This is a genomic window from Bifidobacterium sp. UTCIF-38 (genome assembly GCF_006454495.1).
Taxonomy (GTDB): domain Bacteria; phylum Actinomycetota; class Actinomycetes; order Actinomycetales; family Bifidobacteriaceae; genus Bifidobacterium; species Bifidobacterium callitrichos.
The window spans coordinates 194,053-214,382 of sequence record NZ_JFAL01000006.1 but is presented as its reverse complement, the minus strand read 5'-3'; the positions used below and the strand labels follow the sequence as shown (position 1 = coordinate 214,382).

General features: G+C 64.4%; 17 protein-coding genes and 1 tRNA gene. 7 read left to right on the top strand and 11 right to left on the bottom strand.

The annotated features are described in order from the left end of the window. Window positions 1-33 precede the first annotated feature (33 nt). From BW11_RS03290 to BW11_RS03275, 4 genes are all read right to left on the bottom strand, one after another. Window positions 34-1,506, bottom strand: coding sequence for an ATP-binding protein (locus tag BW11_RS03290; protein WP_258184475.1), 1,473 nt, complete (start codon window positions 1,504-1,506; stop codon window positions 34-36). Window positions 1,507-2,168: 662 nt separating this feature from the next. Further along, window positions 2,169-2,729, bottom strand: coding sequence for a low molecular weight protein-tyrosine-phosphatase (locus BW11_RS03285; RefSeq protein WP_140444470.1), 561 nt, complete (start codon window positions 2,727-2,729; stop codon window positions 2,169-2,171). A 79-nt stretch (window positions 2,730-2,808) separates the two neighbouring features. After that, on the bottom strand, window positions 2,809-3,477 hold the full coding sequence (locus tag BW11_RS03280; protein WP_140444471.1) for a dihydrofolate reductase: 669 nt from the start codon (window positions 3,475-3,477) through the stop codon (window positions 2,809-2,811). A gap of 57 nt (window positions 3,478-3,534) precedes the next feature. Then, window positions 3,535-4,338 carry a thymidylate synthase gene (locus BW11_RS03275; RefSeq protein ID WP_181162456.1) on the bottom strand — a complete coding sequence of 268 codons (804 nt, stop codon included), beginning with the start codon at window positions 4,336-4,338 and terminating at the stop codon, window positions 3,535-3,537. A 222-nt stretch (window positions 4,339-4,560) separates the two neighbouring features. On the opposite strand from BW11_RS03275, the gene BW11_RS03270 reads away from it, so the two are divergent. After that, window positions 4,561-4,974, top strand: coding sequence for an OsmC family protein (locus BW11_RS03270; protein ID WP_043167717.1), 414 nt, complete (start codon window positions 4,561-4,563; stop codon window positions 4,972-4,974). Window positions 4,975-5,124: 150 nt separating this feature from the next. Here BW11_RS03270 and BW11_RS03265 read toward each other — a convergent pair whose 3' ends face one another. The 3 genes from BW11_RS03265 to BW11_RS03255 form a co-directional block, all read right to left on the bottom strand. Continuing rightward, window positions 5,125-6,153, bottom strand: coding sequence for a universal stress protein (locus BW11_RS03265; RefSeq protein ID WP_043167715.1), 1,029 nt, complete (start codon window positions 6,151-6,153; stop codon window positions 5,125-5,127). Between the two features lie 218 nt (window positions 6,154-6,371). After that, window positions 6,372-7,145 (bottom strand): C40 family peptidase, encoded by a 774-nt coding sequence (locus BW11_RS11955; protein WP_274518242.1) that lies wholly within the window; start codon window positions 7,143-7,145, stop codon window positions 6,372-6,374. A gap of 170 nt (window positions 7,146-7,315) precedes the next feature. Continuing rightward, complete coding sequence (locus BW11_RS03255) at window positions 7,316-8,452, bottom strand: CHAP domain-containing protein (protein ID WP_043167714.1); 1,137 nt, start codon at window positions 8,450-8,452, stop codon at window positions 7,316-7,318. Window positions 8,453-8,763: 311 nt separating this feature from the next. Here BW11_RS03255 and serC point away from each other — a divergent pair, with 311 nt between their 5' ends. Next, window positions 8,764-9,912: a phosphoserine transaminase gene (gene serC / locus BW11_RS03250; RefSeq protein WP_140444473.1), complete on the top strand. Its 1,149-nt coding sequence runs from the start codon at window positions 8,764-8,766 to the stop codon at window positions 9,910-9,912. A gap of 52 nt (window positions 9,913-9,964) precedes the next feature. After that, window positions 9,965-10,219: a DUF2530 domain-containing protein gene (locus tag BW11_RS03245; protein ID WP_043167721.1), complete on the top strand. Its 255-nt coding sequence runs from the start codon at window positions 9,965-9,967 to the stop codon at window positions 10,217-10,219. Window positions 10,220-10,261: 42 nt separating this feature from the next. Here BW11_RS03245 and BW11_RS03240 read toward each other — a convergent pair whose 3' ends face one another. Then, window positions 10,262-11,551: a cell wall metabolism sensor histidine kinase WalK gene (locus BW11_RS03240; RefSeq protein WP_140444474.1), complete on the bottom strand. Its 1,290-nt coding sequence runs from the start codon at window positions 11,549-11,551 to the stop codon at window positions 10,262-10,264. Window positions 11,552-11,753: 202 nt separating this feature from the next. On the opposite strand from BW11_RS03240, the gene phoU reads away from it, so the two are divergent. After that, complete coding sequence (phoU, locus tag BW11_RS03235) at window positions 11,754-12,434, top strand: phosphate signaling complex protein PhoU (RefSeq protein ID WP_140444475.1); 681 nt, start codon at window positions 11,754-11,756, stop codon at window positions 12,432-12,434. 283 nt (window positions 12,435-12,717) lie between these two features. Here phoU and BW11_RS03230 read toward each other — a convergent pair whose 3' ends face one another. The 3 genes from BW11_RS03230 to lysS form a co-directional block, all read right to left on the bottom strand. Further along, complete coding sequence (locus BW11_RS03230) at window positions 12,718-13,458, bottom strand: phosphoglyceromutase (protein WP_043167709.1); 741 nt, start codon at window positions 13,456-13,458, stop codon at window positions 12,718-12,720. A 142-nt stretch (window positions 13,459-13,600) separates the two neighbouring features. After that, window positions 13,601-14,701, bottom strand: coding sequence for a 1,4-dihydroxy-2-naphthoate octaprenyltransferase (gene menA / locus BW11_RS03225; RefSeq protein WP_258231281.1), 1,101 nt, complete (start codon window positions 14,699-14,701; stop codon window positions 13,601-13,603). Between the two features lie 115 nt (window positions 14,702-14,816). After that, the gene (gene lysS, locus BW11_RS03220; protein ID WP_140444476.1) at window positions 14,817-16,493 is read right to left on the bottom strand and encodes a lysine--tRNA ligase; all 1,677 of its coding nucleotides are present in this window, start codon (window positions 16,491-16,493) and stop codon (window positions 14,817-14,819) included. 237 nt (window positions 16,494-16,730) lie between these two features. Here lysS and BW11_RS03215 point away from each other — a divergent pair. The 3 genes from BW11_RS03215 to BW11_RS03205 all read left to right on the top strand — a co-directional run bounded on the left by BW11_RS03215 (window position 16,731) and on the right by BW11_RS03205 (window position 20,311). Then, window positions 16,731-16,804 (top strand) — tRNA-Pro (locus tag BW11_RS03215). A 75-nt stretch (window positions 16,805-16,879) separates the two neighbouring features. Then, window positions 16,880-18,067, top strand: coding sequence for an MFS transporter (locus tag BW11_RS03210; protein WP_140444477.1), 1,188 nt, complete (start codon window positions 16,880-16,882; stop codon window positions 18,065-18,067). Between the two features lie 93 nt (window positions 18,068-18,160). Continuing rightward, entirely contained in the window at window positions 18,161-20,311 is a 2,151-nt protein-coding gene (locus BW11_RS03205; protein WP_140444478.1) for a DUF4037 domain-containing protein, read from the top strand. Window positions 20,312-20,330 lie beyond the last annotated feature (19 nt).

The following is a 20,330-nucleotide window of genomic DNA, read 5'->3' as shown; positions in this document are numbered from 1 at the left end:
ACCATGTCGGAGTTACTCCGAAATACTCCGAAGTTACTCCGAAATACTCCGAACATGCTGCTCCGAATACGTGTAGTACTGCTTGGGGTCACGAGTCCCGGAACCATGCCATTGCAGGATCCCCTTGCCGGCCAGTTCCTTCAGGGTTTTCGATGCGGTCCTGGCGCTTACTCCGGCGGCTTCGGCCAATGCCCCGGTCATCACCTTCCCGTTGTCGATGGCGAGGGCGAGGGCCGTGCGTTCGGTCGGGGTCAGGCCCTCGGCGGGGATCTCCGTCAGGTTGACGACGGTGGCGGGCCCGTTCTGCCGCCCGTTCAGGTAGGGAACTCGCCGTCTGATGTTGTTGCGCAGCACGAGCCGGACGCTGAAATCGTTCGGCTCGCTGTACTCGGGGTCGGGCAGGCCGAGCTCCTCCATCTCCTCGTACATGCGGTGCACGCCCTCGTTGAGCTCGCGCACCAGCTCGAACGCGGTGAGCACATGACAGATCTTCGGGTTGCGCGCGTACCGGGTGGTGCGCATGTTCTCCAACGTGACCCGGTTCGGCAACGCGCCCGGGCTGGTGGCCTCCAGCCGATCGTCGAAGATCATCACCCGCGTGTACTCGCCGCGGATCGAATAGTCACGGTGCGCGACTGCGTTCACCAGCCCCTCGAACCACGCGAACCGCGGGTACTCGGGCACCGTGCGGAACCGTCCGTCATCACCGAGCACTTGGAACTCGCGCAGCAGCGACCCGATCAGCTGGCTGGCCTGCGCCACCACGTCGGGCAGCGGCCCGTCGAACTCCCTGTCCTTGACGATGTTCAACCCGCGACCGGTATGCAGCTCGGTCCCGTCGACCCTGATGACGCGCACGCGCGCCGACGGCAGGAACGCCGCCGGATACTGCGCGAACAGGAGCACGCCCGCATTCGTCAGATGTCCGTCAACAAGGAAGCCGCGGCTGCGCAGTACCCGCTCAGCGGGGATGTCGGCCGCGCCGATGGCCCGCTTGTACCGGTCCAGCACCCCGTGGTCGACGTCATCCATGCCCGACCGGGGCTCCGGCTCGTCCTCGAACCATCGCTGCCCCTTGTCGTACTCCAGGGCGCGCACCTGCTCGCGGTCCAACAGGACGCTGCGGTCCGCCTCGCGCAGGTACACGTCGCCGTTCGACCGTTTCGCCACCACGTGGTTCGATGACGGGGCCACGTCCAGCACGAGGATCATGTCGCTCTCCCCGGCCGTGTTCACACAGGGGACACGCCGCGCGCTCACCTGCGGCGTGGGGGCGCACTGCGTGATCGGGATCTGTTCGAACGACTCGACCGGTCTGGCGTTGTCCCGTTTGAACCCGGTGATCCTCCCGTCGTCCTCGATGCCGATGACCAGCTGGCCGCCCGAGGCGTTCGCGAACGCGATGAGATGCCGGGACACGTCCTCCGGCTTGATACGCGCGCTCTTGCGGTCGAAGTACTGCCCCTCGTCCATACGGGCGAACAGCGTCGCTTTGTCAGCCCTCATGTCCATGACCGTCCCCCTCACCGGCGGAATCATCTACAACAAGCCACGAGCATACCCGAGCGAACCCACAACACAAGAAACCAAAAGCCGCACGACACCACCACCCCGGCACATAGCGACCAGTCCACCTGCACGCCCTCTGTCTATGCGACCTCTATAAAATAGTTTTTTGTTCTCACTGGACTAACTATTGGAATTACTTACTTTCTTCTGTTCCGACTGCGCACCGACTGCACCAGCCAGATACCCCAACACGCCGATCATCCACCGGCTTTTACCGGGTTTGTTTTGACACGTTTTTGACACGCATCTGCATGATGCACCCACGTCTGCGTGAGCCATGACATGTGCGTGAACCGCCATTTTCCGCGGATTGGCGCTATGACGCCACCGTCACGAAGAGTTCGACCCTCTCTGGGGGTACCTGTGGCAAAAGCCATGAAAAGCGCTGAAACTCAAGGGTTTCAGCGCTTTTCTGGTATGAAACGGACGCGAATCACGCCGTTGGCGTCGGTTAGCTGCAAGCAGATACGGTCTTCTTATGGATAACGGACTTCCGAAGGCTTTCGGGAGTCCGTTATGTGCCAACTACGGAGGCTCGCTGGCGGAGACGACCGCAACTGGAGCTATAAGGCCCGCCCTCAGTCGGCCTCTCGAACCACTCAACCCTTGTCTTCGGCCTTGAGCTGCCTAGCGACCCAGTCGACGATGTAGGGGGCGACCTGTTCGATCTGGTCGATGGCGACCTCGAACTCGTGCGGGCCGCCGTACCACGGGTCGACCAGATCGATCGTGTCCTCGCGGCCGGCCGGCGGCTTGGGCAGATTCGGGTCGAAGCTGCGGTACATGTGCACTTCGGCGCGCTTGCCCGGCGGCAGCAGACGCAGCAGCGAGCGCATGTGCGCGGCGGTCATCGGCAGGAACAGATCGGTGCGGGCGATCTCGTCGCGCGAGATGCGGTGCGCGAAGTGGTTGCGCGGGATCTCGTCACCGTAACCGCGCTCGCGCAGCACGTGCACGGCGCGCGGGTCGATCGGATGACTCCACTCCTCATCGGAGACGCCGCTCGACTCAACATCCACTAGGTCCCCGAGTCCACGCTCGTCGAAGTAGTGGCGCAGGATGATCTCCCCCATCGGCGAACGGCAGATGTTGCCGGTGCAGACGGTCATCACCGTGTACTTGTGGTCGCTCTTATGGTCGCTGGTGCGGTTATCGGCCATGAAATATGTATCCTTGCAGTCCTTGTCGGTTCGCCGGTTCGCAGGTTCACTGATTCGGCGTTGCTGATTCGATGTCGTGTCAGCGCGCGGCGCGCACGTACGTCAGGAAACGGTAGCGGCGGATGTCCTTGCCGTCCTTCTCCTTGTCCGGCTTGAGCCACGGGGAGCGGTCGGCGACATCCCAGTGTCCGGCCTTGGCGAGCGCGGCGATGTCCGGCGCGTACGTGTCAGCGTCCACCTTGGTGTCGAGCAGGGTGACGTACACCTTGTTCGCCTCCGGCAGCGCCTCCTCGAACAGCTGCGCCCCGCCGATCACCCAGATCTCGGAACGGTCGATGCCGTCATCCGGGATGGCCTCCTGACGTGCCAGATCGAGCGCGTCCTCGAGGCTGTCGACGACGGTGGCCCCCGGCGCACGGTACGAGGCGTCATGGGAGACGACGATGTTGTCGCGATTGCGCAGCGGGCGGTACTTCGCCCCCAGCGACTCCCACGTGCGTCGACCCATGATGACCGGATGCGAGACGGTGAGTTCCTTGAAATGCTTCATATCCTCGGCCAAGTGCCAAGGCATGCCCCCGTCGAAGCCGATGGCACCCGGACGACCTTCCTTGTCGCGGGCTTCGGCCCAGATCAGGTTGATTGAGAACGTCTTGGGGAAATCGTCACCCCAGTCCTCGATCTCCTCAAGCCCGGCTTCTCCGGGCTCGGGTTCGTGATAGCCGCTTCGGCTACTGTCATGCTCCATTTCATACTCCTTGAATGCGTTTCGGCTAGCGGCAAGTTTAGTGTCACGCGGCGACCGTCAGACCGCGACGGGTGCCTTGATGGTGGGGTGATGCCGGTAATCGAGGATGTGGAAGTCCTCGTATCGGTAGTCGAAGAGCGAATCGGCCTTGTCGATCTCGATTCTCGGGTACGGGTATGGTTCGCGCGACAGCTGTTCGAGCACCTGATCGACGTGGTTGTCGTAGACATGGCAGTCGCCGCCGGTCCACACGAACTCCCCCGGTTCGAGTCCCGCCTGCTGTGCCATCATCAGGGTGAGCAGCGAGTAGGAGGCGATGTTGAACGGCACGCCGAGGAACATGTCGCACGAGCGCTGGTAGAGCTGGCAGCTCAGGCGCCCGTCGGCCACGTAGAACTGGAACAGGGCGTGGCAGGGCGGAAGTGCCATCTGCTCGACCTCGGCCGGGTTCCACGCCGTGACGACCATGCGGCGAGAATCGGGGTGATGCTTGATGAGGTCCATCACATTGGAGATCTGGTCGATCGTACGGTTCGGGTCCTCGGGCGTGGGTGCGGGCCAGCTGCGCCACTGCACGCCGTAGATCGGGCCCAAGTCGCCGTTCTCGTCGGCCCACTCGTCCCAGATGTGCACGCCCCGCTCCTGCAGCCAGCGGATGTTGCGCGATCCCTTGAGGAACCACAGCAGCTCGTAGGCGAGTCCCTTGAAGAACACGGTCTTCGTGGTGAGCAGCGGGAAGGCACCCCGGGACAGATCGAAGCGCATCTGCTGGCCGAACAGGGAGATCGTGCCGGTGCCGGTGCGATCGGACTTGAGCGTGCCTTCGGTCAGGATCCGGCGCACGAGATCCTCATAGGGCATGGGGATGTCCGTGACGGGGCGTGCGGGGATGCGGGAGCGGATGTCAGCGAGTTGTTCTTCGGTCAAAGCCATGTCCACCAGTGTAGCTGACTACCGTCATGACCGAATACGATCGCATCGGTGCCTCACGAAGCGACATATGGGCTAGATTGGGAGATATCGCGGCACGGCAGGCGCGCCGCGCGCACAATCACAATACAGACACGACAATGAGGAGTCATTATGGGCAAGCGACTGTGGGTGGAGCGCAACAAGGACGGTTCCTGGGACGCGTTCAGCGATGACGGCGCGCACATCAAGTTCGGCAAGGATCGCGGCCAGTTCACGCCCGGCGATCTGGTGAAGATCGCCCTGGCGGGCTGCGCGGCACTCTCCAGCCAGTTCGCGGTCGAGAACGCTCTGGGCGAGGGCAAGGGCGCGAAGATCGTCGTGGATGGCACGTACGACGCTGACAGCGACGCGTTCATCAACTTCAACGAGCAGGTCGTCGTGGACGCCTCCGACGCGGGTCTGAGCGACGAGGACGCCGACAAGCTCAAGGAGCGCATCACCCGCCACATCGACAAGGCGTGCACGGTCAAGCACACGTACGTGCAGGAGACGCCGGTGCGCATGGAGGTCACGGTCAAGCACTGAGTGCGGACGCGATTACCGAAACTGACGGTAAAGATAAATGGAAATGGAAAAGCTCCCCGGGTGGGGAGCTTTTCCATTTGCTTCACGGCCTTCACGGCAACGTCCCGTCAGCGGGGCCGGAGAAAAGAGGAGTGGGCCAAGGGCCGCCGGTCAGTGCTCGGGGTCGATGGTCTTTTCGATCTCGTTGACGACTTCGGGCTTGGCGGTGGGCACCGGGATCTCCTCGACACCGGAGATGTCGTCGAGCGGCTTCGGGGTGACCTCGGCCGGCGAGCTCGGCACGGTGTCGAGACGCGATTCTGCAGCCTCGACGTACTTGCGCGGCACGACGTAGACCGGACCGGCGGCGTGCTGGATCAGTCCCTGACTGGTGGAACCGAGCAGCAGGCCGGTGAAGCCGCCACGGCCGCGGGAGCCCACGACGACGACGTCATGGTCGTAGCTGGCCTTGGTGAGCGTATCCACGGCGGAGCCGGACACGATGCGCTTCTTGATCACCAGATCGGGGTACTGCTCCTCGAGCGGCTTGACGCGGGTCTCCAGATCGTCCATGTACGACTCGTACACGGCGTCGTCGGCGCCCTTGACCTGCGGCGCGGCGGAGATCACGTCGAGTTCGGCTCCCCACGCGTGGGCGAACGACGCGGCGATGTCGAGCGCCTTCAGACCCCACTTGGATTCGTCGGAGCCGACGGCCACCTTGGTGATCGTGTTGTTCAGGTGCATCAGGTTGCCGTCGTCATCGGTGTAGGGCACGACGACGATCGGGCAGTACGCGTAGGCCGGCAGCGAGGACGAGGTGGTGCCGAGCAGTCGTTCGGCGAGTCCGCCCTTGCCGCGGTTGCCGATGACGATCAGGTTGTAGTTGCGGCTCAGCTCAACGAACACGGATGCCGGGTCACCGGTCACGATGAGCGTGGCGGCCTCCACGCCTTGTTCGTCGGCGATGGCCTTGGCCTTGGAGAGGATCTCCTGCGCGTCGGAGTGGGCCGCGTTGTCGTCCCCCATCGCGGTGTAGGTGGCATCGAAGCTGACGGCGGCGTAGCTGGGCAGCGAATACGCGCAGACGATCTGCAGTGTGAGTCCCGCGTGCTTGGCGTAATTGGCCGCCCACCAGGTGGCCTTGTAGCTGGCATTCGATCCGTCAACGCCGACAAGGATCGCTTTGTCGTTGATCATGACGACCTCCTTAAAGGATATATATGCGACGACGCGGTTGGCGACGTCGCCCCCTGTGATTCCCAAGAATACCCCCGGATGGGTTCGCCGTGTGTGAACAGCACGGCGGGAATCGCCCAAAAACAGGAAAACGCCTCCCATCGGGAGGCGTTTCATGAAGATCAGGGCGATGTGTGCCGTCGAACTACCAGCGACCGCCAAATACGATCAGGAAGCGATCAGATAATGCGGTAGTACTCGAAGGAGGCGTACACCGGGACGATCGACACGCTCTTGCCGGGGCGCGGCGCGTGGATCATCATGTTGTTGCCCACGTAGATGCCCACGTGGCCGGGGCGCCACATGAGGTCGCCGGGCTGCGGGTTGGACACCTTGGTGCCGTTGGACTGAGCCCACACGCGCTGCTGGTTGTCGACGCGCGGCAGGCTGATGCCGAAGGCGGCGTAGACGTACTGGGTGAAGCCGGAGCAGTCGAAGCCGGAGGGCGTGGTGCCACCGTAGACATACGGCACGCCCTGGAACTGGGCGGCGTAGGAGACGACGGCCGAACCATTGGAGCTGGTCGGGGCCTCGACGGAACCAAGATCGAAGCTGGAGGCACCGGTTCCGGTGGTGGTGGAGGCGCCCAGCGAGCTACGGTTGCCGGAACGACTGGCGGAGGAGGATCCCGCCTGAGCTGCTGCCGCTGCAGCGGCTGCCGCGGCGGCAGCCTCCTGCTGGGCCTTGGCCTCGGCGTCCTTCTCGGCCTGGGACTTGGTCTTGGGCACATCGAGCGATTCGATGCCACCCCAATTGGAATCCTGCTCGACGTCGGTGGACGTCGATTCCTTGAGCAGGTTCTTGCGAGCGGCGGCGGCCTTCGGGAACGAGCGTTCGGAGGAGACGACACCGGAGGCATCGGCTGCGGTGGCGGCCGGTGCGAGCGCAATGCACGTCGTGCAGAGGGCCACGACGGCGATCACCATGGAAAGATAGTTCTTCAAGGTCTTCATCAGGGCACCACCATAGCATCGGGTGATCCCTGACCTCAACCCTGATATTGCCTCATGGTCGTCGTCGGTGACGACACGCCGGTAACCATGACGAGGATCACAGATCGACGATGACGATCCCGGACACAATGACGATCAGCGAAAGCGATCGAAAAGCGATCGAAAAACGATCAGTAGTGAATGTACTGGAAGTCGGACACGTTCGTGAACGTGCGCGACATGGTCTTGCCCTGCAGGGACGAGCCGCTCTCGGACGTGGTGACGGAACCGTCCGGATTGATGCTCTCGACGATGGCGACATGGCCGTAGACGGAGTTCGCACCCTCCTGACCGGTGCGGAAGACCATGATGTCGCCGACGTGACGCGGGGTGTTGTCGACCCAGTAGCCGAGAGCCCTGGCGGAGTCCGCCCACTGCGCGCCGTTGCCGAAGTAGGAGCCGACCGGCAGGCCCAGATCGTGGCGGCGGAGGTACACCCACCACGTGCACTGGCTGAACTCGTAGGCGTTGCCCGTGTCTCCGGTGGCGTGGTTCGGGTCGAATCCGGCCGGCAGCACGCTGCTGTCGGCATCCATCAGCTTGGCCACGTTCGGGTTGTTAGCCAGCGACTTCGACATCTGCTTGACGTCCAGGGAAGCGGTGGAGTCGCTCAGCGACCACGAACCGGTGTTGGAGGTCTGCTTCGTGGTGCCGTCGGCGGTGGAGGAGGTGCCTTCGGAGGCGACCGCGGAATCGGCGGTATCGGACTTCGCGGCATCGCCCTGGGCGGCGACGGAGTCGGAATCGGCGGCGGAGTCGGCGGTCTTGTCGGAGGTGGTCGCGGACGAATCGGTGCCGGCGGTCGAAGAGGACTGCGCGGACTGGCCGTCTGCGGTGCCGACGAGCGGAACGCGCACGTCGGAGCGGGAGGCTGACGCCGTGGCGCCAAGACGCTGGATCTGCGTGGTGGTCGTGGCCGGATCATCGGCCAGCGGCAGCAGATCATCGGTGGGGTTGGCGAACGCCAGCGTGGTCGCGGCGGTGCCGGCGAGCGCGGCGAGGGACGCGGAACCCACGATGATGTTGCGGCGTTCGGCCGCACGTGCGGCCTCTCGGATGGCTCGACGCGACATCGGGGCGAGCTCGTTGAGCTTTTCGGCGACCGCCGGCTCGAGGCCGAGCACGGCGCCGTTGTTGCCTGCCATCTGCATGGCGATGACGGTCCTGCGAGAGTGGGAACCGCGAGCAGCGGTGAACAGATTACCGGAACCGGACGTACCGTTGCTTCGAATGGAAGTCTTAGCCGCCTTGTGTGCAGCATGCTTCATACAGAATCACTCCTTGCGGGCCGTTTGGGCGACCCTTAGGGGACGCCACATCACCGTCTCGATTCGACACCATACAACGCGCCCCGGTCTTTGAACAAATCCAAACGGCGCGTCAATCGTTTTACTTTGCGCTGGGGACATGCATCATCCATCCGATGTTCATCGTCGTTTTTCCAGTCGGCACAAAGGCTGAGGAGGAATGATTTCCGAAGTGACGAAGAATTTTTTCGCGTTTTCCGTCCCCCTAGGGGGAACGCCCGAAATACGGTCGGCTCTTCCCTCCATCCCCACGGTTGGCTAGGGTGGAGGGCATGTCCAATGCAGTGAAGATTCCCACCGATATGTTGCCCGAAGACGGTCGCTTCGGCTCCGGTCCAAGCAAGATCCGCCCCGAACAGGTCGCCGCGCTCGATGCTGGCGCCACCACCCTGCTGGGCACCTCACACAGGCAGACGCCGGTGCGCCAGCTCGTCGGTTCCATCCGAGAAGGGCTCGAATCGTTCTTCAAGGTGCCCGACGGATACGAGATCGCGCTCGGCAACGGAGGCGCAAGCTGCTTCTGGGAGATCGCCTGCGCCTGCCTGATCACCCGTCAGGCCGCGTTCGGCGCATACGGATCGTTCAGCTCCAAGTTCGCCGCTTCCGCATCCAAGGCGCCGTTCCTGGAGGAGCCGGTCGTCTTCAAGGGCGAACCCGGCACCTACCGTCTGCCCGAGCTCACCGAATACGCGGACGCGTACTGCTGGGCGCACAACGAGACGTCGACCGGCGTCGCGGCACCGGTGCAGCGCGTCGAGGGCAGCGCGGAGCAGGGCGCGATCACGCTGATCGACGGCACGTCGGCCGCCGGAGCCCTGCCCGTGGACGTCTCCCAGACCGACGCCTACTACTTCTCCCCGCAGAAGGCGTTCGGTTCAGACGGCGGCCTGTGGGTCGCGGTGCTCTCCCCCGCCGCCATCGAACGCGCCGCACGCGTCGAGGCGAACGTGAACCTGCCCGGCGTGAGCCGCTGGGTGCCGCCGTTCCTGTCGCTGACGAGCGCGTTGGAAAACTCCCGCAAGGACCAGACGCTGAACACGCCCGCCGTGGCCACGCTCATCATGATGGAGAACCAAGTGCGCTGGCTCAACGACAACGGCGGCATGGAATGGTCCACCGCCCGCTGCTCCAAGTCCGCCTCGCTGCTGTACACGTGGGCGGAACGCAGCGAATACGCCCGTCCGTTCGTCACCGATCCGGCCGCGCGCTCGCATTCGGTGGTCACCATCGATCTGGACGATGCGATCAGCGCGTCCGCGGTGGTGCAGGCGCTGCGCGAGAACGGCATCGTGGACACCTCCGGATACCGCAAGCTGGGCCGCAACCAGCTGCGCATTGGCGTGTTCCCGTCCGTGGAACCCTCCGACGTGGTCGCGCTGACGCAGTGCATAGACTACGTTGTCGAACGACTCCAGCACTGACGGACACCGAAGGAACGAGGCCTCTACCATGACGACCAGGAAGCCATGGCGACTGCGATTCGCGCCGATCATCGACCCGTCCGTGCGCCGTCCGGCCCCCAAGCCGGTGCGTGTGGATCTTCGTACCGTATTCCTCATCGGCACCGGCCTATGGGCCATCGCCCTGATTGTGTGTCTGATCCTGGAGGCGATGTCCTTCAACGCGCAGACGGCACGGATCGTGTGCACCGCCGGCGTGATCATCGGTGTGCTCATGCTCATCTGGGAGCACTTCGACCGCTGGGACTACCGCCGACTCGGGCAGTAGCAGTAAGGCGGTAAGGCGGTCCGGGGGCAGACAGGCGGTGGTCTACCGCGCCAGGGGCAGCGACAGCGTGAACGTGCTGCCCTGCCCCGGCGCCGACCACACGGTGACGGTGCCGTGATGCGTCAGCGCCACATGCTTGACGATCGACAGGCCAAGCCCCACGCCGTCGGCGCTGCGTTCGTTCTGGTCCTTTCCACGGTAGAAACGCTCGAAGATGCGCTCCTGCTCGCTCTTGGAGATGCCCTTGCCCTGATCGAGCACTCGGATCACCGCGTATCGCCCGGAATCGTCCCTCTCGGCCGATATGCCGACATATCCACCCTTCTTCGAGTAGATGATCGCGTTCTCGGCCAGCTTCGTGACGGCCGTGCGGATCTGATCCGGCTCGCCGTTGATGACCAGCGTGCGATCGCCGTCGAGTGTCAGCCGCACGCCCGCATCCGCGGCCCGCGACTGCAGCTTCACGGTTACGGCCTCCAACTGGTCCATCACGTTGAGCCGGTTCGCGGCCGACGGGACGATCGGCTCCTGCGCCTTGATGAGCAGCAGCAGATCGGAGACCATGTGGTTGAGATGGTTGCTGGTCACGCGCACGCGCAACGCATCGGCGCGGATCCTCGACGGATCCCCGTCGTCGCGCTCGATCTCATCGGCGAGACTCGCCAGCGCCTCGGTGGGCGCGAGCAGCTGTTCGGAGACGTTGACGATGAAGGAGTCGCGGATCTGCGAGAACCGTACCGTCTCGCTCACGTCGTCGATCATCACCACGACGAACCGCTCATCGACGCGCCCGACAGTCACCTTGAGCCAGTTCGGCCTGCGCACGCCGCTCTTCGGCCCCGTCCCGGCCCCGTCGACTCCCGGAAGGGACTGAACGAAGCGTTCCGGCGTCTCGGTCTCCAGATCGAACCGGCGCCTGCCGCCATGATCGCGCACCTCATGCACCGCCTCGAGGACCGATGGCTCGACGATGCTGTCGTCGCGCACGATGCCGAGCCGATACGCCTGCGGATTGGCTCGGACGACATCATCCTGACGATCGACGATCAGCGACGCGCTCGGCAGGATCGACAGCAGCGATTCGGCGGACGCCTCGAGCTCATGGTCGTCATCGGCACCGGAACGCCTGCGATGATGCAGCCGCGGCAGGCGACGGATCCCGCCACCGACCTTCCCGCCGATCCATTCGGTGATCGACACGCCTTTGAGGACACGCTCGACAAGCGGCTCGATATGGTCGAAAATGAACAGGATGATGCCGAGCACCATGGCCACGCCGAGGATGCCGAACACCGTCGAGACGATCATCGAGGGCACAGGGGAATCGTACATGTCTCCATCTTCCCACACCGGCGCAGAGGCCGGAGACGACATGCCGTGAACCTGAACTTAAGGTGAACGTTCCAGTAAACGGCCAACCAACATCAGATGGCCTTTGCGCTACGTTGTCGCAATTGCCGACACGGAATAATAGACTGAAGAGTGGTTGCTATCTGACTGAGTAATCGGAAAAGAACGAAAGGCTGAAAAGACAATGCGCGTTATCTTTAATGAGGAGCTGAAGGCCGTCGCCGACGACCTCGACCGCATGGTTCAGGGCGTGCGCAAGTCCATCCGCGGAGCGGGCGATGCCCTGCTCAAGCAGGATGTCGAAGCCGCCCAGAGCGTTATCGACGGCGATATCGAACTCGACGCCCTCGAGGAGAGCGTCATCGACCAGTGCGTGAAGCTGCTTGCCAAGCAGAACCCGGTCGCCACCGATCTGCGCGTCGTGGTCTCCACGATGCGTCTGGCGAGCACCTTCGAGCGTATGGGCGACCTCGCCAAGCACGTGGCCAAGATCTCCCGCCGCACCTACCCCGCCTCCCCGCTGCCGGATTCGGCCAAGGAGACCTTCCAGCAGATGCAGGACTTCCTCGACCGCACGTCCGATGATCTGGTGAGCATGCTCGCCGACCGTGACGCCAAGACCGCCGAGCGCATCATCGCCAACGACGACAAGCTGGACGCCCTGCACCACAACACCTTCGAGCTGGCTCTCGACGAGAACACCGATCTGACCCGTCAGCAGATCATCGACGTGGTCCTGATCGGCCGCTTCCTCGAGCGTCTCGGCGATCACGCCGTCTCCGCCGCCCGCCGCGTGGTGTTCATCGTCTCCGGTTTCGATCCGTCCAAGGAGCCGGCCCGCGATGAGGACGGCGCCATCGAGTGAATCCCGAGCGAATCCCGATTCGGTGATCCGATCTCGAGAATCTCGATAACTTAAGATTTCTCCCCACGGGGAGGCCCGAAACGACGCAATGGCCTGTTGGTCTTGCGTCGTTTTGTTTTCTCGGCTCTGTATTTCAGGCTCTCCTCGACTACCCCTCAGTCCCGCTTCGCGTGCCAGCTCCCCTGACAAGGGGAGCCAAGACATGACAAGGGGGACGTTCCACTTGGGAACGTCCCCCTTACTTGCAGCGCGCTGTTACACCTATGTCAGCGGCGGCCTAGGCTCACTTCTGGCCCTGAGCGGCGACGGCGGCGGCACCGGCGGCGGCGGCCTCCGGGTCGAGGTACTCGCCACGCGGCTTGACCGGCTTGAAGTCCTCATCCAGCTCGTACAGCAGCGGGATGGCGGTCGGGATGTTGACCTTGGCGATCTCCTCCTCGGACAGGTTGTCGAGCATCTTGACGATGGCACGCAGCGAGTTGCCGTGAGCGGCGATCAGGACGGTCTTACCGGCGCGAAGCTGCGGCTCGATGTCGGACTTGAAGTACGGCTCGACGCGCTTGACAACGTCGGCCAGGCACTCGGCCTCCGGAACCGGATCGCCCACGTAACGCGGGTCGTGGTTCTGGGCGTACTGGTCGTTCGGGTCGATCTCGGGCGGCGGGGTCGCGTAGGAGCGACGCCACAGCATGAACTTCTCGTCGCCGTACTCCTCGCGGATCTCGGTCTTGTTCTTGCCCTGCAGAGCGCCGTAGTGACGCTCGTTGAGACGCCAGCTGCGCTCGACCGGGATCCACAGGCGATCCGCGGCGTCCAGCGCGAGGTTGGCGGTGTTGATGGCGCGACGCAGCAGGGAGGTGAAGACGATGTCCGGAAGGACGTTCTTCTCCTTGAGCAGTTCGCCACCGTGCTTGGCTTCCTCTTCACCCTTCTCGGTCAGCGGGACGTCGACCCAGCCGGTGAACTGGTTGGTTTTGTTCCATGCGCTCTGTCCGTGACGGAGCAGTACTAGTTTGTAAGTCATACGGCCAGTCTACCGCCCATGCCGCCCGGACACGAACATTCATCCCAAGTTTCTGCGCAACGTTCAGCCGACGTTTCCCGAAGTACTCCGGGAAGCATGTCCCCGACCGTCACGCACCGGTCACGCCCCGGTCACCCGACCGTCACGCGCCCATCAGGTAGAGGAATCCGAAGCCCAACGCCAGCACCGGCGACAGCATCGACGCCATCGGCAGCGCCGACCGGTAGCGCCGACCGCGCAGGCCCCGACACAGACGGATGCACAGCACGATCGCGACGACGAGCATCGCCGTGGACGCGGCTGCCAGGACGATATCGATCCACGACACACCCGTGCACACCGTCCGTCCGTCGCCGGTCATGCCGCACATCGGGTCGGCCGCCATCCATGCCACCCGGATCAGCGGATTGCGCGACATGTAGGCGAGCGCGAGCATCGCCACGGCCGCGATCGGTATGACGGAGGCGAACGTGGTGCCGCGCTCCCGGCCCAACCGCACCATCCACGTGTGTTTGCCGTGGGCCACATCGTCGTCGATGTCGCGCAGGTTGTTGACGCACAGCACGCCGACCGCGACGAGCCCGAGCGCGACGGCCGTCCACTCCACTAGGAACGGCACTTCGTCGGACAGGGCGTAGGAGGTGCCGCAGGTGGCGACGAGTCCGAAGAACACGAACACGGACACCTCGCCCCAACCGTGGTATCCGTAGGGGTGTCTGCCACCGACGTAATACCATCCGGCCGCGAGACAGACCAGTCCCAGTGCGATGAACCACCAGTGTCCGGTCAGGACGGTGATCGCCAGTCCGCACACGCAGGCGAGCGCCGCGCTGACGCCGGCGGCGGCGAGCACGTGCTTCGCCGGGACCAGTCCGGAGGCGGTGAGGCGTTGCGGCTTGCCGGTGGCGGATTCCTCGCCGCCGCGCGCGTCATCCGTGCCGCGCACGCCGTCCGCATAGTCGTTGGCGAAGTTGGCGGCGATCTGGAGGAACAGGGCCACGCCGACGCACAGCAGCGTGACCGCGGCGTACCAGCCGGGTGAGGTCAGGCATTGGCCGTAGTCGCCGTTGGGGTCGAAGGACGGTCTGCCGCCGATCACCGGGCATGGCCTGTGCAGGTAGGAGCCGCCCCATACGCCTTCGAATACGGTCGGCCACATGGCCATCGAGGCGGCCACGACCGGTGAGATGGCCAATGGCAGCGTCTTCGGGCGCGCACCCTGAATCCACAATCCCATCGTCATAGCTTTCAGTATATGGAGGGCGCGGGGCATGTAACGAAAAAGCGCCCCGCGGGGAACGGGGCGCTTTTGGTCTGTCGAATGGCCGGTGGCGGCTAGGATCCGCCCGGGCCAACGGTCAGCCGACGAGCGGCTTGACGAGCGGGAAGGTGATGGTCTCGCGGATCGTGGCGCCGGTCAGGGCGATGAGCAGTCGGTCGATACCCATGCCCATGCCGCCTGCCGGCGGCATGCCGACGCCGAGGGCCTCGAGGAAGTCCTCGTCGATGTCGCACGCCTCCTCGTCGCCGGCGAGCGCGTCCTTAGCCTGTGCGACGAAGCGTTCGCGCTGCACGACCGGGTCGTTGAGCTCGGAGTAGCCGGTGGCCAGCTCGAAGCCGCGCACGTAGAGGTCCCACTTCTCGACGACGCCGGGCTTGGTGCGGTGGCCCTTGACCAGCGGCGAGGTCTCGACCGGGAAGTCGCGCACGAAGGTCGGCTCGTAGAGCTTGTCCTCGTAGAAGTGCTCCCAGAGGTGTTCGACGAGCTTGCCGTGGTTCTCGACCTCGTCGCGCTCGACGCCGAGCTTGTCGGCGATCTCGCCCAGATGCTCGACGGAGGTGCCGGGGTTGTCCGGGCCGCCGTTGGGGATGATCTCCTCGCCGAGTGCCTCGGACAGGGAGTCGTACATGCTGATGGTCTTCCACTCGCCGCCGAAGTCGTATTCGGTGCCGTCGAGGAGGGTGACCTTGTGTGAGCCGTAGACGTCCATCGCGGTCTTCTGTACGAGCTCCTTGACGAGCTGGCCGATGGTGTCGTACGTGCCGTACGCCTGATAGGCCTCGACCATCGTGAATTCCGGGGCGTGCGTGGCGTCGACGCCCTCGTTGCGGAAGTCGCGGTTGATCTCGAACACGCGGTCGATGCCGCCGACGAGGCAGCGCTTGAGGAAGAGCTCCGGGGCGATACGCAGGTAGAGGTCGAGGTCGAACGCGTTCATGTGCGTGGTGAACGGACGGGCCGCGGCGCCGCCGTGGATGGTCTGCAGCATCGGGGTCTCGACCTCGAGGAAGTCGTGGCTCGCGAAGGTGTGGCGCAGGGAGGCGACGGCCTTGGAGCGGTTGCGCACCATGTTGCGGATCTTCTCGTCGGCGATCATGCCGATATACGGCTTGCGGGTACGGGTGTCCTCGTTGAGGTCCTTGTGCAGGGCGGGCAACGGCTGGAGCGCCTTGGAGGCGATGGCCCACTCGGTGGCGAACACGGACAGCTCGCCGGTCTTGGACGCGATGACGCGGCCCTTCAGGTACAGGTGGTCACCGAGGTCGACGAGCTGCTTGAACTGCTTCAACGAGTCGGCGCCGATCTCCTTCTTGGAGATCATGCCCTGGATCTTCGTGCCGTCGCCCGCGGCGAGCTGCACGAAGTTGAGGCCGCCGGCGTTGCGGATGAACAGGACGCGACCGGCGATGCCCACCATGTCCTCGGTCTCCTGACCGGGTTCGAGCTTGCCGTCGTACTTGGCGCGCACGCCCTCGATGGTGTCGGTGACGTCGAGGTGGACCGGGTACGGGTTGATGCCGCTTTCGAGCATCATCGCACGCTTGGCGACGCGCATCTGCACCTGCTCGGGGTGCGCGAGCGGGCCGAACTCCTTGTTGGAGGGGTCGACGGCCTCGTCCAGCGTGGCGCCGCCCTTGATCTTCTCGCGGATGACCGCGTCCTGCTTGAGGAGCATCTCCGCGCGCTCCACGGTGGTCATCGCGGGAACGGCGTTCTCTTCCTCATTTGCTTGGGGTTCTTGGGTTTCACACATAAACCCTCAGTGTAGCGATGCCGGGATACACGTCCGCTCGCCGTCCGGCCCCGCCGCCCTCCCGTATGTGGCTGCGTATCGTGAGCGACCGTTCATCGCGATGAAATCATCGGCTGTTTTTCGATGCGACAGACCTTCCTGACTTCTCAGAACCGTTGGAATCACTTGCGACACGCCGTAAACCACTCCGAATTTGCGCGAGAGCGACTTGCATGTAATATAGCGGACGTTGCCAAACGGGCTGTAGCGCAGCTTGGTAGCGCGCTTCGTTCGGGACGAAGAGGCCGCGGGTTCAAATCCCGCCAGCCCGACAACTGAGGGAACCACTGATGACGAATCGGTGGTTCCCTTTTTTCATGTCCAAACATGATCAAAGGGAACAATCCATGAAGAAGAGTCTTCTGGCGCTGGCCGCGGGCGCGTTCATCCTCGGCGCGGCGGAATTCGTGATGATGGGCATCCTGCCGCAGGCCGCCAAGGCGACCGGCGTGGACATCCCGACCGCAGGCCATTACATCTCCTCCTATGCGATCGGCGTGTGCGTCGGCACGCTGATCCTCGTGTTCGGCCGCAAAGTGCCGCCGAAGAACCTCATCATCCTGTTCATGCTCATCGCGCTGGTCGGCAACGCGATGAGCGCGATGAGCGTGAACGCCGTGATGCTGCTCGCAGCCCGATTCATCTCGGGGCTTCCGCACGGCGCGTTCTTCGGCACCGCCACGCTGATCGCCAAGACCCTGGCGGACAAGGGCAAGGAGGCACAGGCCGTGTCGGTGATGGTCACGGGCCAGACCGTCGCGAACATGCTGGGCGTGCCCGCCGGCACGCTAATGGCCGAGTTCATGTCTTGGCGTCTCGCGTTCGGCCTGCTCGCCGCATGGGCGGCGATGACGATCATGCTGACTCTTGCATGGATTCCGTTCGTGCCGCCGGTCAAGGACACCGGCATCCTCGGCCAGTTCCGATTCCTCAGGCGCCGTGGCCCGTGGGTGATCCTCGCCGCCGTGTTCACCGGCAATGCCGGCGTGTTCTGCTGGTGGAGCTACGTTTCCCCGTGGCTGCAGAAGACCGGAGGATGGTCCGCGGGTCTCGTGCCGCTGATGATGATGCTGGCGGGCTTCGGCATGGTCGTGGGCGGCATCATCGGCGGGCGCATCACCGACAACTGGCGTCACGCCGGCACCGCGGCACTTGGTCAGGCGATCTCCTGCGCGGGTCTGCTCATGGTGCTGCTTGTGCCCGGCAACCGCGTGACCACGGCGATTCTCACGTTCTGGATCGCATTCGGCCTGTTCTTCATCTCCGCACCGCAGCAGCTGCTCATGACCGAGGCCGGTCAGGGCGGCGGCGAGCTGATCGCGGGCGCGGCCGTGCAGGTCGCGTTCAACTTCGGCAACGCGGTCGGTTCGGTCGTCGGCGGCGCGATGCTCACCTCGTTCGCGATGGACTACCGGTTCACCGGTCTGGGCGGTGTGCCGCTCGCGGCATTGGCGGTCGGGCTGCTCGCCTTCTACTCATGGAAGTGCGAGACCGACACCGATGCGCTCCAGCGCATGCGCGAGATCCATGTGTGATCGCAGGTGACGTAGTTCACAGATGCCGTTCCATCCTCTCCTGCGACGTCTTCTAGACTTGGGTGATAGACGCTTTTCGACGAAGGAGACGACATGGGTGATGACGCACGGGACGACGCGAAGGATGCGCTGGCCGAGCAGCTGCTGGCCGCGTTCGCAGGTGGGGATCCGGATGAGGCCGACGACGATGACGACGCCGGCGAGGACATGACGGACGTGTCGGACGCGGAGCGGTCGCCGGCCGCGTTCGACACGCAGGAGTTCCTCAAGGGGCTGGATGCGATCTTCGAGGCGCATGACGCCGCAAGTAAGGCCGGCCCCTATCTCCAGCAGGCGATGGTCGACGCGGAGAACGCGGGCGACGACGCGGGTCTGCTGACCGTGCTCAACGAGACGATGGGCTTCTACCGGTCGCAGGGGCGTCACGAGGAGAACCAGTGGATCGTCCAGCGCGCCATCGAACTGGCGCTGCGCATGGGGCTCGAAGGCTCCGAGGCGTGGGCGACGACGCTCATCAACTGTGCGACGGCGATGCGCGCCGCGAAACACTACGATCAGGCCGAGGACCTGTACAAGCAGGCCCTCGCGTGCGCGGAGAAGAACTTCGATCCGAAGGATCGCAGACTCGCCGCGCTGCACAACAACCTGTCGATGCTCTACAGCGAGACCGACCGCATCCACCAGGCCGAACTCGAGCTGCGCGAGGCACTGCGCGTAATCGAATCGTCGAGCGTGAACCCGGACGCGGACATCGACGTGGCCTCCTCGCATACGAATCTGGCGCTCGTGCTGCTTCAGGAGGGCAAGCTCGAAGGCGCCGACTGGCATGCGTCGAAGGCACTGGAGATCTACGCGACCGGCCATCTGGAACATTCGGCGCATTACGCGTCGGCGCTGGCCGGGCTCGCGCAGGTCAGGTACGCGGAGCATCGGTACGCGGACGCGGTCGAGTACTACCGTCGTTCCCTTGCAGTGATCGAGGAGTGCTACGGCACGGACACCGACTACTACCGGATCACCAAGTCGAATCTCGATCAGGCCGAGGCGCAGGCCGGGAAACAGGCTGGAGCGGACACCACGGATACGGGAGTCGCGACGAAGCCGGCGGATGCGCCGGAGCCGTCGGACGCCACGGAGAACGGGCGGCCCGACGACGGTCCCGAGACCGCGGCAGACTCGGCCTCGGCCACTACCCAAACCGCCGCCACCTCCTCCCCCGCCGTCTCCGGACTCAAGCTCGCCCGCGCGTACTGGGAGGAGATCGGCAGGCCGATGATCCGGGCGAAATACCCCGAATACGCGGACCGCATCGCCGCGGGACTGGTCGGCCACGGATCGGAATGCTACGGGTTCGACGACGCGTACTCGCAGGACCACGATTTCGGCCCGCGTTTCTGCCTGTGGCTCACCGACGAGGACTACGCGGCGATCGGCGAGCGTCTGCAGGCCGACTACGAGGCGCTGCCGGCCGATTTCCGCGGGTTCACGCGCGCGAATGCCGCCGGTGCGGCGACCCCGCGTGCGCAGGGCGCGTTCCGCCGTGACGGCGTGTTCCGCATCGGCGATTTCTTCGAGTCGATCACCGGGTATGCCGCCGCTCCGGCCGCCGACGCGCCGCACGAGTGGATGCTGCTCGACGAGGCGACGCTGGCCGCCGCGACGAACGGCGAGGTGTTCGCCGACCCGCTGGGCGCGTTCTCGAAGGCACGTCAGACGTTCAAGGACATGCCCGACGACGTGAGGCTCGCATTGATCTCGAAGCGGCTCGGCATGATCGCGCAGGCCGGTCAGTACAATCTGCCGCGTTCGTTGAAGCGCGGTGACGGCGATGCGGCGTGGATGTCGATCCACGAGTTCGTCGACGCCTGTTCGTCGCTGGTGTTCCTTATCAACAAGCCGCTGATCGTCGGCTATGCACCGTATTACAAGTGGCGGTTCGCGGCGCTCAGGAGGCTTTCGGGCAGGATGTTCACGCTGCTGCCGGATGTGTGCGAGCGGCTGGAGACGGTGATGCGGCTGTCGTCGGCGGCCTGCTATGGCGGCGCCGGATTCGGCGAGGGCGGCAAGGGTTCGGCGCCGGCTGCCGAGCGGATCGAGTCGATCGTCGAGTCGATCGCGCGCGACATCGTCAAGGAGCTGCGCCGCGAGGGGCTCACGACCTCGGATGAGACGTTCCTTGAATGGCAGCGCCCGTACGTCGAGGAGCATATCGGCTCTGACGCGCCCTGCCTGCACAGTCTGTGATACGCGAATACGTGAAACA

Coding starts and splice junctions, on each gene's coding strand:
- BW11_RS03290 (WP_258184475.1), bottom strand. CDS start 1,506: ATGAGGGCTGACAAAGCGACGCTGTTCGCCCGTATGGACGAGGGGCAG.
- BW11_RS03285 (WP_140444470.1), bottom strand. CDS start 2,729: ATGGCCGATAACCGCACCAGCGACCATAAGAGCGACCACAAGTACACG.
- BW11_RS03280 (WP_140444471.1), bottom strand. CDS start 3,477: ATGGAGCATGACAGTAGCCGAAGCGGCTATCACGAACCCGAGCCCGGA.
- BW11_RS03275 (WP_181162456.1), bottom strand. CDS start 4,338: ATGCCCTATGAGGATCTCGTGCGCCGGATCCTGACCGAAGGCACGCTC.
- BW11_RS03270 (WP_043167717.1), top strand. CDS start 4,561: ATGGGCAAGCGACTGTGGGTGGAGCGCAACAAGGACGGTTCCTGGGAC.
- BW11_RS03265 (WP_043167715.1), bottom strand. CDS start 6,153: ATGATCAACGACAAAGCGATCCTTGTCGGCGTTGACGGATCGAATGCC.
- BW11_RS11955 (WP_274518242.1), bottom strand. CDS start 7,145: ATGAAGACCTTGAAGAACTATCTTTCCATGGTGATCGCCGTCGTGGCC.
- BW11_RS03255 (WP_043167714.1), bottom strand. CDS start 8,452: ATGAAGCATGCTGCACACAAGGCGGCTAAGACTTCCATTCGAAGCAAC.
- serC (WP_140444473.1), top strand. CDS start 8,764: ATGTCCAATGCAGTGAAGATTCCCACCGATATGTTGCCCGAAGACGGT.
- BW11_RS03240 (WP_140444474.1), bottom strand. CDS start 11,551: ATGTACGATTCCCCTGTGCCCTCGATGATCGTCTCGACGGTGTTCGGC.
- phoU (WP_140444475.1), top strand. CDS start 11,754: ATGCGCGTTATCTTTAATGAGGAGCTGAAGGCCGTCGCCGACGACCTC.
- BW11_RS03230 (WP_043167709.1), bottom strand. CDS start 13,458: ATGACTTACAAACTAGTACTGCTCCGTCACGGACAGAGCGCATGGAAC.
- menA (WP_258231281.1), bottom strand. CDS start 14,701: ATGACGATGGGATTGTGGATTCAGGGTGCGCGCCCGAAGACGCTGCCA.
- lysS (WP_140444476.1), bottom strand. CDS start 16,493: ATGTGTGAAACCCAAGAACCCCAAGCAAATGAGGAAGAGAACGCCGTT.
- BW11_RS03210 (WP_140444477.1), top strand. CDS start 16,880: ATGAAGAAGAGTCTTCTGGCGCTGGCCGCGGGCGCGTTCATCCTCGGC.
- BW11_RS03205 (WP_140444478.1), top strand. CDS start 18,161: ATGGGTGATGACGCACGGGACGACGCGAAGGATGCGCTGGCCGAGCAG.